Origin of the sequence: Aeromonas sp. 97A (assembly GCF_051919185.1) — a bacterium.
GTDB classification, from domain to species: domain Bacteria; phylum Pseudomonadota; class Gammaproteobacteria; order Enterobacterales; family Aeromonadaceae; genus Aeromonas; species Aeromonas veronii.
In genome coordinates this window covers 923157-936352 of the sequence record NZ_JBQBFF010000001.1, presented here as the reverse complement: position 1 = coordinate 936352, position 13196 = coordinate 923157, and the positions used below count along the sequence as shown (strand labels likewise).

General features: G+C 58.1%; 11 protein-coding genes and 1 pseudogene. 5 read left to right on the top strand and 7 right to left on the bottom strand.

Annotation, left to right across the window (positions count from 1 at the left end):
- The first annotated feature begins 82 nt into the window (after nucleotides 1-82).
- The 5 genes and pseudogenes from sapA (at nucleotide 83) to ACTG27_RS04250 (ending at nucleotide 5386) form a co-directional block, all read left to right on the top strand.
- Nucleotides 83-1677: pseudogene (sapA, locus tag ACTG27_RS04270) on the top strand (ABC transporter substrate-binding protein SapA).
- A 2-nt stretch (nucleotides 1678-1679) separates the two neighbouring features.
- Nucleotides 1680-2639 (top strand): ABC transporter permease, encoded by a 960-nt coding sequence (locus ACTG27_RS04265; RefSeq protein ID WP_021231386.1) that lies wholly within the window; start codon nucleotides 1680-1682, stop codon nucleotides 2637-2639.
- A gap of 35 nt (nucleotides 2640-2674) precedes the next feature.
- Nucleotides 2675-3568 (top strand): ABC transporter permease subunit, encoded by an 894-nt coding sequence (locus ACTG27_RS04260; RefSeq protein WP_005333677.1) that lies wholly within the window; start codon nucleotides 2675-2677, stop codon nucleotides 3566-3568.
- Complete coding sequence (locus ACTG27_RS04255) at nucleotides 3568-4566, top strand: peptide ABC transporter ATP-binding protein (RefSeq protein WP_005333679.1); 999 nt, start codon at nucleotides 3568-3570, stop codon at nucleotides 4564-4566. The genes ACTG27_RS04260 and ACTG27_RS04255 overlap by 1 nt, the downstream gene beginning before the upstream one ends.
- Nucleotides 4567-4600: 34 nt before the next feature.
- Nucleotides 4601-5386, top strand: a complete 786-nt coding sequence (locus tag ACTG27_RS04250; RefSeq protein WP_005333681.1) for a peptide ABC transporter ATP-binding protein — start codon at nucleotides 4601-4603, stop codon at nucleotides 5384-5386.
- A gap of 105 nt (nucleotides 5387-5491) precedes the next feature.
- Here the strand turns inward: ACTG27_RS04250 and htpG are convergent, their stop codons facing one another.
- From htpG to ACTG27_RS04215, 7 genes are all read right to left on the bottom strand, one after another.
- Nucleotides 5492-7405, bottom strand: a complete 1914-nt coding sequence (gene htpG, locus ACTG27_RS04245; RefSeq protein WP_439979142.1) for a molecular chaperone HtpG — start codon at nucleotides 7403-7405, stop codon at nucleotides 5492-5494.
- A 165-nt stretch (nucleotides 7406-7570) separates the two neighbouring features.
- Nucleotides 7571-8173, bottom strand: coding sequence for a recombination mediator RecR (recR, locus tag ACTG27_RS04240; RefSeq protein WP_005346280.1), 603 nt, complete (start codon nucleotides 8171-8173; stop codon nucleotides 7571-7573).
- Between the two features lie 303 nt (nucleotides 8174-8476).
- Nucleotides 8477-9286, bottom strand: a complete 810-nt coding sequence (locus ACTG27_RS04235; protein ID WP_234035409.1) for a hypothetical protein — start codon at nucleotides 9284-9286, stop codon at nucleotides 8477-8479.
- Nucleotides 9287-9326: 40 nt separating this feature from the next.
- The gene (locus tag ACTG27_RS04230) at nucleotides 9327-9872 is read right to left on the bottom strand and encodes a recombinase family protein (RefSeq protein ID WP_200163635.1); all 546 of its coding nucleotides are present in this window, start codon (nucleotides 9870-9872) and stop codon (nucleotides 9327-9329) included.
- Between the two features lie 112 nt (nucleotides 9873-9984).
- On the bottom strand, nucleotides 9985-10122 hold the full coding sequence (locus ACTG27_RS04225) for a hypothetical protein (RefSeq protein WP_158508565.1): 138 nt from the start codon (nucleotides 10120-10122) through the stop codon (nucleotides 9985-9987).
- 412 nt (nucleotides 10123-10534) lie between these two features.
- Nucleotides 10535-11440 carry a hypothetical protein gene (locus ACTG27_RS04220; protein WP_042879748.1) on the bottom strand — a complete coding sequence of 302 codons (906 nt, stop codon included), beginning with the start codon at nucleotides 11438-11440 and terminating at the stop codon, nucleotides 10535-10537.
- Complete coding sequence (locus tag ACTG27_RS04215) at nucleotides 11437-13179, bottom strand: DUF6538 domain-containing protein (RefSeq protein ID WP_374842765.1); 1743 nt, start codon at nucleotides 13177-13179, stop codon at nucleotides 11437-11439. The genes ACTG27_RS04220 and ACTG27_RS04215 overlap by 4 nt, the downstream gene beginning before the upstream one ends.
- Nucleotides 13180-13196 lie beyond the last annotated feature (17 nt).

Below are 13196 nucleotides of genomic sequence, written 5' to 3'. Positions count from 1 at the left end.
CAACACGCCAGCCTTCGCGCTGGCACATTTGTATCAAAACGTGCGTACAAAACCCCTATAAGAACATGGTTCAACAATGAGAATGCTCACACCCTTGCTGCTGGGTCTGCTGGTGCTGGTCACCGGCTGCCAGAAGCAACCCGAGGCCTCCAAAACCGGACTCATCTATTGTGCTGAGGGATCCCCCCTCTCCTTCAATCCCCATGTTTCCAACTCCGGGGTGACACTGGATGCCAGTGCCCGTCCGCTCTACGACCGCCTGCTGGAGGTGAACCCCAACACCCTGGCGCTGGAGCCGGCGCTCGCCACCAACTGGCATGTCAGCGAGGATGGTCTCACCTATACCCTGACCCTGCGCAAGGGGGTGACTTTTCACCATACCCCCTGGTTCAAGCCCACCCGCACTTTCAATGCCGATGACGTGGTCTTCACCTATGCCCGCCAGCTGGACGAGCAGCACCCCTATCACAATGTGTCCGGCGGCGATTACCCCTACTTCTACAGCCTGGGGCAAGATCTGCTGATCAAGCGGGTGAGCAAGAAGGGGCCGCAGACGGTGGTGTTCGAGCTGAACCAGCCGAACGCCTCCTTCCTCGCCACCCTGGCCAGCGACTATGCGGTGATCCTCTCCGCCGAATACGCCGAGCAGATGTTGCAGGCGGGCACCCCGGCCCTGCTCGATAGCCGCCCCATCGGCACCGGGCCGTTCAGCTTCAAGGAGTATCGCCACAACGAGTTCATCCGCTATCTGCGTCACCCCGGCTACTGGGGCGGCGATGCCAAGATTGAACAGCTGGTCTACGACATCACCCCCAAATCCGCCAAACGGCTGGCCAAGCTGCTGACCGGCGAGTGCGACGTATGAGCACACCTTCCGCCAGCCAGCTCTCGGTGATCAAGCAAAATCCGGCGCTCAGTCTCTCGGTCCAGTCGGGGATGAACGTCGCCTTTTTGGCCCTCAATACCCGCAAGCCGCCGTTCAACAACGTCAAGGTGCGTCAGGCCATTGCCAGCGCCATCAACATCGACAACCTGTTGCAGGCGGTCTATTTCGATACCGGCCTGCCCGCCAACAGCCTGTTGCCGACCCTCTCATGGGGGTACAACCCCAGCCTGCCCGAGCGCAAACCCGACCTGAAACGGGCGCGCCAGCTGCTCAAGGAGGCAGGACTGGAGAAAGGGTTCGAGATGCAGGTGCTGGTGCAACCGGACGCCCGCCCCTACAACCCGGATGCGGTCAAGACCGCCCAGCTGATCCGCAGCGATCTGGCCAAGGTCGGGATCAAGCTCAAGATCGTGCAACGGGAGTGGCCGGTGATCGAAGGGCGCCTCACCAAGGGGCAGTACGACAGTCTGCTCTCCGGCTGGATTGCCGACAACGCCGACCCGGACAACTTCTTCCGCCAGCTGCTGAGCTGCTCGGCAGTGGAGCGCGGCAACAACTACAGCCGCTGGTGTAGCCCGGCCTTCGATCAGTTGCTGGATGATGCGGTCACCACGCCCCAGCTCTCGTTCCGGCTGCGCAACTACTACTATGCCCAGACCCTGCTTAACGAACAGCTGCCGCTGATCCCGCTGGCGCACGCCTTGCGTACCCAGGTCAGCCGCAGCGACATCGAGGGGCTGACGCTGATGCCCTTTGGCGGCACCTCCTTCAACCAGGCTCACAGGGAGTAAGCATGCTTCTATACACCTTGCGCCGCATCAACCTGCTGCTCATCACCCTGTTGGCGCTGACCTTTGTTGCCTATCTGCTGGACTATCGGCTGATCGGCAATCAGCTCAGCTTCTGGAGCGGCTATCCCGACTTCCTGCGCCGCATTTTCGCAGGTGACCTGGGGCTCTCCAGCGTCTCCGGGCTGCCGGTGCTGGACGAGATCCGCCACTACTTCCCGGCGACCCTGATCCTCTGTCTGGCGGCGTTCGCCATCTCGCTGCTGGTGGGCATTCCTCTCGGCACCCTGGCGGCCCTGTCACAGGGCAAGACGCTGGATCTCTCCATCATGACTGCCGGTCTTATCGGCTATGCGGTGCCGGTGTTCTGGCTGGCGCTGCTGGTGGTGATGCTCTTTTCGCTGGATCTCGGCTGGTTGCCAGCCTCCGGGCAGATCAGCCTGCTCTACGATGTGCCCCCCATTACCGGCATCGCGGTGATCGATGTGCTGCTCAGCAACGAACCCTGGCGGCAAGCGGCGCTGCATGATGCCCTGCGCCACCTGATCCTTCCGTCACTGGTGCTGGCGGTGGTGCCCACCACCGAGGTGATCCGCCATGTGCGCAGTTCCCTCATCGACGTGATGAAGCAGAACTACATCAAGGCGGCGGCGAGCCGGGGCCTTTCCAAGGCGCAGATCGTCTGGCGCCATGGTCTGAAGAATGCCTTACCACCGGTACTGCCGCTGCTGGGTCTGCAGCTAGGCAGCGTACTCACCTCCGCCATGATCACCGAGGTGGTGTTCGAGTGGCACGGGATCGGCCGCTGGCTTATCAGCAGCATCGCCCTGCAGGATTACGCCGCCATTCGCGGCGCGACCCTGGTGGTGGCCAGTTTCGTGATCCTGACCAGCGTCAGCACCGAGTTGCTGACCACCCTTATCTATCCGGCACGGCGCAAAGAGTTGTATGCCAAACAAGATTGAACGCGCTCATGGCGTGACCAGGAGCCAGGTATCCTATGCAAGATAAATCGAACATCTATCCCGAGCTCAAGATCCTCTCGCCCCTCGAGCAGACGTGGGCCTCCTACAGCCGCAATCCGCTGGCAATGGCAGGGCTCTGGTGCTTTTTGCTGTTGCTGCTCATCACGCTGGTGGGGCCGCTGGTCGTCCCCTACGGCATCGATGAACAGCACACCGACAAGCTGCTGCTGGCCCCCTCGTGGGCGGCGACCGGCAACATCGACTACTTCCTCGGCACCGACGATCTGGGGCGCGACATGCTCTCCCGGCTGGTGGTGGGGGCGCGTCTCACCTTCGGCTATGCGCTGGTCGTGGTGGTGATCGCCATGGTGGTGGGTTCCGCCATCGGTATCCTCGGCGGCATGAGCAAGGGGCTTAAATCGAGCGTGCTGCACCACCTGCTCGATACCCTGCTCTCCATCCCCTCCCTGCTGATGGCCATCATCATGGTTGCCATCATGGGACCGGGTTTTGGCAATACCCTGATAGCCATTACCCTGGCGTTGATCCCGCCCTTTATCCGGGCCACCTACAACGCAGTACATGCCGAGATGCAGAAGGAGTACATCACCGCCAGCCGCCTCGATGGCTCGCCCCCCTTCCGGATCATGCGTCTGGCTATTTTGCCCAACATTGTCGAAACCCTGGTGGCCCAGACCACCCGCACCTTGTCGGCAGCCATTCTCGATATCTCGGCGGTCGGTTTTCTCGGCCTCGGCGCCCAGTCTCCCCAACCGGAGTGGGGCACCATGCTGGCCGATTCGAGCGACCTTATCTATCTCGCCCCCTGGACCGTCACCCTGCCCGGCATCGCCATCCTGTTCAGCGTGCTGGTGACCAATTTAGTTGGTGAAGGCATTCGCGAAGCACTCAAAGAGGGGAATGACTGATGCCGCTGCTCGACATTCGTAATCTCACCATCGAGATCGACACCCCGCAAGGCAAGGTCAAGGCGGTGGATAAGGTGAGCCTGACCCTGACCGAGGGGGAGATCCGCGGTCTGGTGGGTGAATCCGGCTCCGGAAAAAGTCTGATCGCCAAGGTGATCGTCGGCATCGAGAAAGACAACTGGACGGTTCGTGCCGACCGGATGCGTTTCAACGACATGGATCTGCTGACCATGGCCCCCAAGGAGCGCCGTCGCATCATGGGCCGCGAGATCGCCATGATCTTCCAGGACCCCATCAGCTGTCTCGACCCCTCCGAAGAGATCGGCACCCAGCTGGAAGAGGCGATCCCGACCGATTCGTTCGAGGGACAATTCTGGCAGCGCTTCCAGTGGCGCAAGAAGAAGGCCATCGCCCTGCTGCACCGGGTAGGCGTCAAGGATCACCGCAAGGTGATGCGCGCCTATCCCCACGAGCTGTCGGATGGCATGTGCCAGAAGGTGATGATCGCCATGGCCATTGCCAACCAGCCGCGTCTGCTGGTAGCCGACGAGCCTACCAGCGCCATGGAGTCCACCACCCACTCCCAGATCCTGCGACTGCTGGACAAGATGAACAAGCTGGGCAATACCACCATCCTGATCATCAGTAACGATATCGCCGCCATCGCCAACCTGACCGATACCATCAACGTGATGTACTGCGGCCAGATGGTGGAAGTGGGCACCCGGGAGCAGATCCTCGAGACCCCGCATCACCCCTATACCGATGCCCTGCTCAAATCGATCCCCGACTTTGACAAGCTGGTGCGCCACAAGTCGCGCCTCGAGACCCTGCCCGGCGTCATCCCGCCGCTGCAACACCTGCCCATCGGCTGCCGTCTGGGGCCGCGCTGCCCCTACGCCCAGAAGCAGTGCGTGCAGACTCCGTTGATGAACAAGATCAAGGGCCATCAGTTCAGCTGCCACTTCCCGCTGAACATGGAGGAGCCAAAAAAATGATGACCGTTAATGCCCCCATGAAGGAGCCCCGCTTGTGATCGAGCCGTCCCTGTTGCAGGTCAGAGGCCTTAGCAAAACCTACCAGAACCGCACCGGTCTATTCCGTCGTCAGGCGGTGGAGGCGATCAAGCCCCTCTCGTTCGATCTCGAAGTGGGTCAGACCCTCGCCATCGTCGGCGAAGCTGGCTCCGGCAAGAGTACCCTCGCCCGCATTCTGGCCGGGATGATCGAACCCACCAGCGGCGACATCGCCATCGACGGCCAGCTGATGGTGCATGGCGATTACCAGACTCGCTGCAAACTGCTGCGGATGATTTTTCAAGATCCCAACACCTCGCTGAACCGCAAGATCCGGGTCGGCCAGATCCTGGAGACGCCGCTGCGTCTCAACACCGAGATGACCGAGGAGGAGCGCCGCGAGAAGGTGGTGCAGACCCTGCGTATGGTGGGGATGCTGCCGGATCACGCCCTGTTCTATCCGCAGATGCTCTCCTCCGGTCAGCAGCAGCGGGTGGCGCTGGCGCGGGCGCTGATCCTCAACCCCAAGATAGTGGTGGCCGATGAGGCGCTCTCCACCCTGGATATCTCGGTACGCTCCCAGATCATCAATCTGCTGCTGGAGATGCAGGAGACCATGGGACTGAGTTATGTGCTGGTAGCCAACGATTTGGGTATCGTCAGCCATATCAGTGACGAGGTGCTGGTAATGCACGAAGGTCGGGTGGTGGAGCGCGGCAAGACCCTCAAAGTGTTTGCCGATCCCCAACATGAGGTGACTCGCCGTCTCATCCAGAACTACAACAACGAATACCGCAAATAGAGAGGCGCTGGCCACCTCCCCTGCCGCTGTGTTTCGCCGAGCTCACACGGCGGGATCAAAAAAGCCCACTGCATGCAGTGGGCTTTCTGTTACCGGCGTTGCTGCTTAGCCTTGCAGCAACAGGCGGTTGATGCGGGAGACGAAGCTCGCCGGATCGTTCAGCCCGCCCTGCTCGGCCAGCTGGGCCTGTTCGTGCAGCAGAGTGACCCACTCGCCAAACAGTGCCTCGTCCTGAATGGTATCGAGCTTCTTCACCAGCGCGTGGTCGGGGTTGAGCTCCAGAATGTACTTCTGCTCCGGCACCGGCTGGCCGGCGGCACGCATCAGCTTGATCATCTGGGTGCTCATACCGTAGGCGTCGGTGACGATGCAAGAGGGGGAGTCGGTCAGACGGTGGGTGACACGCACCTCTTTCACTGCATCGCCCAGGCTCTTCTTGACCCGCTCAACCAGACCGGCGTTGGCCTTCTCGGCCTCTTCCTGCGCCTGCTTGGAGGCTTCGTCTTCCAGATCGCCGAGATCCAGTTCGCCACGGGTGACGGAGATAAGCTGCTTGCCGTCGAACTCGGTCAGATGGCTCATCAGCCACTCGTCCACGCGCTCCCACATCAGCAGCACTTCGACACCCTTCTTGCGGAAGATCTCGAGGTGCGGGCTGTTCTTGGCAGCGGCATAGGAGTCAGCAGTGATGTAGTAGATCTTCTGCTGGCCTTCCTTCATGCGGCCCACGTAATCCTCGAGAGAGATGGTCTGGGCTTCGCCCTCGCCCGCGGTGCTGGCAAAGCGCAGGAGCTTGGCGATCTCTTCGCGGTTGGCGTAATCCTCGGCCGGGCCCTCTTTGAGCACGTTACCGAACTCTTTCCAGAATTTGGCGTACTTCTCGGCATCGTCTTTCGCCAGCTTGGAGAGCATGGTCAGCACGCGCTTTGAGCAAGCCTTGCGCAGAGAGGCGGTCACCTTGTTGTCCTGCAGGATTTCACGGCTGACGTTGAGCGGCAGATCGTTGGAGTCCAGCACCCCTTTGACGAAGCGCAGGTAGGTCGGCATAAACTGCTCGGCGTCGTCCATGATGAAGACGCGCTGTACGTAGAGCTTCAGACCGTGCTTCTGCTCGCGGTTGTAGAGGTCGAACGGTGCGCGGGCCGGTACGTAGAGCAGGCTGGTGTACTCCTGCGCCCCTTCCACCCGGTTGTGACCCCAGAGCAGCGGATCTTCAAAGTCGTGAGCAACGTGCTTGTAGAACTCCTGATACTCCTCGTCCTTGATATCTTTCGGGTTGCGGGTCCACAGTGCAGTCGCGCGGTTGACCTGCTCCCACTCGCCCGGGGTGCCGACGATGGTCTCGCCATCCTCTTCACGATCCGGGGTACCCTCTTTGAACATCTCGACCGGTACGCTGATGTGATCGGAATATTTACCCACCACGGAGCGCAGACGCCAGTCGTCGAGGAACTCGTCCTCTTCGGCACGCAGGTGCAGGATGACATCGGTACCGCGACCCTCTTTGGTCACATCAGCGACGGTGAAGGAGCCTTCCCCTTCCGATTCCCACTGTACGCCCTGCTCCGGGGCAGTACCGGCGGCACGGGACACCACGGTCACCTTGTCGGCCACGATAAAGGCGGAGTAGAAACCGACCCCGAACTGACCGATCAGCTGGGAATCCTTACCCTGATCGCCGGAGAGGTTTTTGAAAAATTCGGCGGTGCCGGACTTGGCGATGGTACCCAGGTGCTCAATCACCTGATCGCGGGTCATACCGATCCCGTTATCGGAGATGGTCAGGGTACGCTTCTCTTTGTCCACCACCAGGCGCACACGCAACTGGCCGTCGTTTTCGAACAAAGAGGCATCGGAAAGCGCCTTGAAGCGCAGCTTGTCCGCCGCATCGGATGCGTTGGAGATCAGCTCGCGCAGGAATACTTCTTTGTTGGAGTAGAGGCTGTGAGCCATCAGGCTCAGCAGTTGTTTGACTTCAGTTTGAAAGCCGTGGGTTTCGGCATGAACACTTTGGGTCATGGACCAATCCTCAGAAACATCGGGTTGAACATACGCCCAACCTAGATGGGGACAGCGATCCAAATATCAAGGGGGCGAATGTGCAATCCTGCTCATTCGCCCCCTTTTTCCATTCAACTGCCGATTTTCTGATCAAGCCGCAATGATACAGCCCTATCCCGCCCCTTATTTGAGGCGCTGGCGCCCCATCAGGGAGTGGGAGAGCGTGGTGCCATCCACCAGCTCCAGCTCGCCCCCCACCGGCACGCCATGGGCGATGCGGCTTACCTCCACCCCGGCAGCACGGGCCATATCGGCGATATACCAGGCGGTGGCATCCCCCTCGATGGTGGGGTTGGTGGCGAGGATCAGTTCGCTGATCGCCTCATCCTTCAGGCGGCGCTCCAGAATATCGAGCCCCAGCTCCTCGGGGCCGATACCATCGAGCGGCGACAGATGGCCCATCAGCACAAAGTAACGACCGGAAAACTGGCCGGTCTGCTCGATGGCAGCCACGTCCGCCGGGCTCTCCACCACACAGAGCAGACCATTCTCTTCCCGCTTGGGATTGGCGCAAATATCGCAGCGATCGTTCTCGGTAAAGGTGCGGCAGTGGCTGCAGTGGCCAATCTCGGTCAGGGCGCGGGAGAGCAGCTGGGCCAGCCGCAAACCGCCGCTGCGCTCGCGCTCGAGCAGGGTAAAGGCCATCCGCTGTGCCGATTTGGGCCCCACCCCCGGCAGCACCTGCAGGGCTTTCATCATCTCGTCGAGCAGGGGACTGAATTTCATAACACACCTCACACTGGCCAACCCGCACCACTCTCTGGATAACCGCGGGTCAGCTGAACTGGATAACGCAACTGGCGCAGGACTATACCCGAGCACGCCGCCCATCGCTATCGGCTTGCCAACAGAGTCCATAAAAACGCGGATAACAAAAAGCCCTGACGTTTCCGTCAGGGCTTTGCAATTTGGCGGTGAGGGAGGGATTCGAACCCTCGATTCTCACTAACATTCAGTAACTCACTGATTTCATTACAGTGATGCACCTTGAATTCTTAGCTGTTGTACCAGCGTTTTGTACCACTTAGCTCAACAGTTGCAAAATAGCGTGTCATAAAGCTCGTCAAATGTCTCGATTTTTTTGAAGTTCCTTTTCGGAACCTCTCGAAGCATCGGACGCTCTAACTTTTCACCATCAGCATTGCCCTTAGTATGCTTCGCTACTCTATCCCCTAGGGGCGGCAGCTTTTCACCCGGAGCACCACCTAAGAATAAATAATGGTCAATATCGAGGGCTTCTTCGTCAAAAACAGTCCACACCACACAACCAGATGGCTTATCTGCCAAGGACAAATGGATTTTCTGATTGCTGGCACGTCCCCCCTTACGAGTTGACTTCAACTGTATGTGCCTCAAAATACCCCGTGATTCAACAAGGATGTCATAACCTCGATGATCGACCTCCGGTTTGGCAACCTCCACATCACATGCACCATCACGCCATGAACGTTTAAAAAGTTCAGCGATAAACAAATGCTCCAAGAGCTTTTCCCTGAATGTCGAGTTCACTGAATGGCGTGAATCATCAGCAACCTCTTCAGGTTCATCATGGCGATGATCTATCTGGCTTACCTCCTCCGATGGGATGTAAGTCACCATCTCCAAATACTTTTTCATGGCCGAACGGGTATCTCTGATCCTGTGTGCTGGCATCCCGGCATCCGCTAAACGTGAGCACAAGTTGCTGATATGCAACTCGCAGCTCAGCGTTGAGTGAGATATGTCGCAATGCAGTACACTAGATGCGGCGTTGAGATTACTGACATAGGAACTGATAGACCTCTCCGCTATACGTCCTGACAGGAATGATCTGAATTCGTTTTCATTTTGGATTGCCATGAAGTTTCCTGATGTCAAAAAAAGGCCCCAAAGAGCCTTGTCAGTTTTCATGCGATAATATGCGATGAACACTCGATACACTGATACCGAGCCGCTTTGCCACTGATGCTTTAGCGATGCCCTGCGATAGAAGATGCAGCACCTCGTCCCGCTTCTCCATCGCTGTCGGCTTGCGGCCTTTGTAGACCCCTTTGGCCTTTGCCAAGGCGATCCCTTCCGCCTGACGCTCCAGCATGATTTCCCGCTCGAACGTGGCGATGGCCCCGATCATGGTCAGCATCAGTTTGCCTGTCGGTGTGGCCGTGTCGATGCCCAGATTCTGGATCTGTAATGTTACCCCTTTGGCGTGTAGTTGGTCTGTGATCTCCAGCAAGTGCCGGGTGTTCCGGGCCAGACGATCCAATTTGGTCACCTTTAGCACGTCTCCAGAGCGGGCAAATTCGAGCATTGCCTGTAGTTGCGGCCTATCCGTCTTGCTACCGCTGACCTGCTCATGAAAAACTTTTTCACACTCCGCCAGAGCTATCAGTTGCTGCTCCAGCGATTGCCCCGTGGTCGAGACACGGGCATACCCGATGATTGCCATGATGGCCTCCCAATAGGCTCAAGACCCTGCAAGAAAAACGTGTCAAAACTCGAAAACCAACCCGTGTGACAAGGGTTGCCGGGGGGCCTCCGGTCTGTCACACGGGCATGGTCTATTGAGTGTCCGGCTCCTTCGGCGGGGGCGGTGGTGTCTGCATCGAGTTGACGGCCTCCTTGATGAGGACGCCCAAGGCTGCCAGCAGTGCCGCCTCCAACGCTTTCAGTAACGGGTTTCCTTGCTGCTCATTCATACGCCTTCTCCTTGCTGGATGGCTCCCGACAAGGGGCCAGATGTGATGTATTCCATGGGGTTCTCCTATGGTGCTGATCTCTATCTGGCTTATACCGGCGTTGGGTCTGAATGTTGCCTGCTCGTTTTCCTTGTGCTGGTGGGGTTTGGGATTGTTTTTTCAGGGTCCCCAACGAGGCGGGATCGTTGCTATCTTCTCGGAATCTCTCCTTCGGGTGGCTGGTAAGCTCCCGTCTCGGGTCGTACTAGTAAAAGAAAGAGGTGTGAACTACGGCCTGGAACACCGACACAGTAGACACACAGATGACGAATCCCTCTTGCTCTCTACATTCCTTCATGTGTGCGACCCCGAATGGAGCCACACACATGTTGAACAATGTGTGTGCCACTGACACACCAAGCGGCACTAACTATCAGAGATAGAAGCGATAGAATGCCTGTTTGCCGGTGTGCTTTGCCTTAACCCGCAACCCTAGCCGTTTGGCAATCCGCTTCAGGTCGCGTAGTGGCTGCACCGAATAGAGCAGATATCCGGCTGCATCACAGGTATAACCAAGCTGGGCAGACTTTCGAGTGATGTCGATGTACTTTTCCCCCCGTCGCCAGACCATCAGCTTCAGAAGCCGCTGCAGGTACTCTTCGACACTGATGATTTCCTGTTCAATACGGCAGATTGCGGCCCAGACTTCCTGCTCCTCATGACGCACCCGGATTGGCTTCAGGCCGGTAGCCTGCTCGATATGTATATCTCGTTGCTGATCACGCAAGCGGTTGGCTGGCTCTTGGTGATAGGCTTCATCAAACTCAATCAGGTACTGTTCCCACCCCCCCATGGCTCGGAAACTCGAAGAGTCTGGCCTGAAGCCACTCAGGCCAACCGAGAAATCGACCCGATAGGGCTCACAAACGTATTGGGGCTGAACCGTCGTCCAGACGTCACGCTGCCTGAACTCGTTAAGCAGAGGCAGCAAATAGATGAGGTAGAAGGCTGCCTCGAACCGGCTCATTCCCTCCATGCGGGGGAGAGATTCACCTGTAACGCGTTCAAGCTCCACGATCAGCTCGACGTTGAGATGAGAACGAGGGCCATAGGTCAGGATCGCGAGGGCCTGCTGAGGCGTCCATGAACCAAGTCCATCATCGGGTTTCGGGATCTCTAGCCAATCAAGTTCAGGAATGTCAATGAGGTTAAGGAACGCCTGCTGTATGTATTGCTCATGCTCGCCATCAAATCCGGGGACGAGGTCCAGCACACGGTAAGGACACAGCAAGTCATTCCGTCCCGGCTCTTGCAGTAGGTTGTCTAGTGTCAGCTTCATGATTGCACCTCCGCTGCTGCTACGGAGCCTTCAATGACACCAAGGGGCTGCCATACAGGCACCGGCCATCGGGGCATCTGGCAGATGGCCTCATGTAACTGTCTGAACGAGCCGTAACGTCTGCCCACGTTGGAGCCTTGCGAGTGGCCGGTGATGGCGTTTTGCAAATCTTCCCGGATACCCAACTCCCGCATGTGGGTAATGAAGGTATGCCGGAAGGCGTGTATCGGGGAGATGGAGCCCGCCTTGAGTTCCAAGATCTGACTGATCTGCTTCCTGAGCCACTTGCCCAAATCGACGCTGTAGCGCCCACCAGACTGGCTTGGGACCAACTCGGGGAACAACGGGCCTGCTGCAGTTCGGCTCGCCAAGAAACGTTCAAAGCCAAGCTCCAACAGATGTGGATGGAGCGGCACCTCCCTCTCTTTTCCAGTCTTGACCGACTGTGATTCGTCCCAGTCTCGGATATGGATGACCCATTGACCGTTTTTCTGCTCGACATCACGCCGGAACAGTTGGCAGACCTCCTCCGAACGAGCCCCGGTATAGGCCAGCAGCACGGGTACCCAGTAGATCGCCTCGCCAAATTGGGCTCGTTGCGGGCGGATGTTGCCGGTAAACAGGCCGCTACCAAACAGGGTATTCATCTCGGCATCGCTAAACTCGGGAGCCCGGTCACGGGTCGCTTTAGGCACTTCGATCTTGACCCCATGGCAGGGATTGTCGGGGATCAGGGCATCCCCATGTGCCCGCTCCAGTATGCCGGAAAGCAGACGGATGATCCCCTTCACCCGTGCCAAGGAGATGGTCGGCAAGCCCTCCTGCTGAGCCTTGGCAACCTGTTCTCTGAAAGGCAGTTGCTCAATCTCTTGATTGGGCCGATAAGGGGTCAACATGAGCAAGTTACGGAACTCGATACACAGCGGCTTGGTGATACGGTTGAGCGGTAGATCGCCGAACGCCTCGATAAACCGGCGGACAACTGACTCCCGCTCACGTCGCCACGTCTTAGCCCCCTTGGGGTTAACCTTGCCCTGCTCATCGGCCAGCGTCTTGAAAAATGCACTGAGGCGGAGGGCATCTGGTTCAGAGGGGGCTGTCGTACCTGTCGCTGAGGGGAAAAGAGGGGCGATGGGTAAGCTCTTGGGCCTTTCGTCTATCTGATGCTGGATGTTCTTGAAGGAGGACTTGCAGATCGATACACAATGATCGGCTAGTAGCATGCACAGCTTGGTATAAAGGGGGTCATCAGAAGCCAGCTCAACCTGAGCCAGAGCTAAGCATTCCTGTGCAAACTCACGCATAGCCACACATAGACGCTTGGGGTTAATCGAGCTTAACGCATCCCCATAAAACTCCCCGTGTGAGCTGAAGTGCCGGGCGGCCGAGTCATCCTCATACTCACAAAGTACATAGCGAGCAAGGATGTCGGGGTCTCCCAAGCGTAATTCTTCTCGTTCACGCCAAGCTTCGGCGAAGCTGCGGATTTGGGAGAAGGTGAGGGCTACCTTGCTCTCCTGCTGTGCCTTGAGGCTCCGTGCATTTGCCAAGATAGCGTGAAACTCTTTCTGAACCAGAAATGCTCTGGACTTGGCTTCCTGCGGGTCTTTGGTGTCTAGGGAACGCTTAAGCTCGCCCTTATTGCCTTCAACGAAGGGGCGAAGTGCTGGCGGGATGACTTGACGGATCTTGTAGACCCCCGTCTTCGGGTCTTTTTTGGGGTTCGGCATAATGGCCATTTTGTACCACCTTTCTG

Bases quoted from the DNA above. Each gene is read 5' to 3' on its own strand.
- ACTG27_RS04265 (WP_021231386.1), top strand. From the start codon at position 1,680: ATGCTTCTATACACCTTGCGCCGCATCAACCTGCTGCTCATCACCCTG.
- ACTG27_RS04260 (WP_005333677.1), top strand. From the start codon at position 2,675: ATGCAAGATAAATCGAACATCTATCCCGAGCTCAAGATCCTCTCGCCC.
- ACTG27_RS04255 (WP_005333679.1), top strand. From the start codon at position 3,568: ATGCCGCTGCTCGACATTCGTAATCTCACCATCGAGATCGACACCCCG.
- htpG (WP_439979142.1), bottom strand. From the start codon at position 7,405: ATGACCCAAAGTGTTCATGCCGAAACCCACGGCTTTCAAACTGAAGTC.
- recR (WP_005346280.1), bottom strand. From the start codon at position 8,173: ATGAAATTCAGTCCCCTGCTCGACGAGATGATGAAAGCCCTGCAGGTG.
- ACTG27_RS04235 (WP_234035409.1), bottom strand. From the start codon at position 9,286: ATGGCAATCCAAAATGAAAACGAATTCAGATCATTCCTGTCAGGACGT.
- ACTG27_RS04230 (WP_200163635.1), bottom strand. From the start codon at position 9,872: ATGGCAATCATCGGGTATGCCCGTGTCTCGACCACGGGGCAATCGCTG.
- ACTG27_RS04225 (WP_158508565.1), bottom strand. From the start codon at position 10,122: ATGAATGAGCAGCAAGGAAACCCGTTACTGAAAGCGTTGGAGGCGGCA.
- ACTG27_RS04220 (WP_042879748.1), bottom strand. From the start codon at position 11,440: ATGAAGCTGACACTAGACAACCTACTGCAAGAGCCGGGACGGAATGAC.
- ACTG27_RS04215 (WP_374842765.1), bottom strand. From the start codon at position 13,179: ATGGCCATTATGCCGAACCCCAAAAAAGACCCGAAGACGGGGGTCTAC.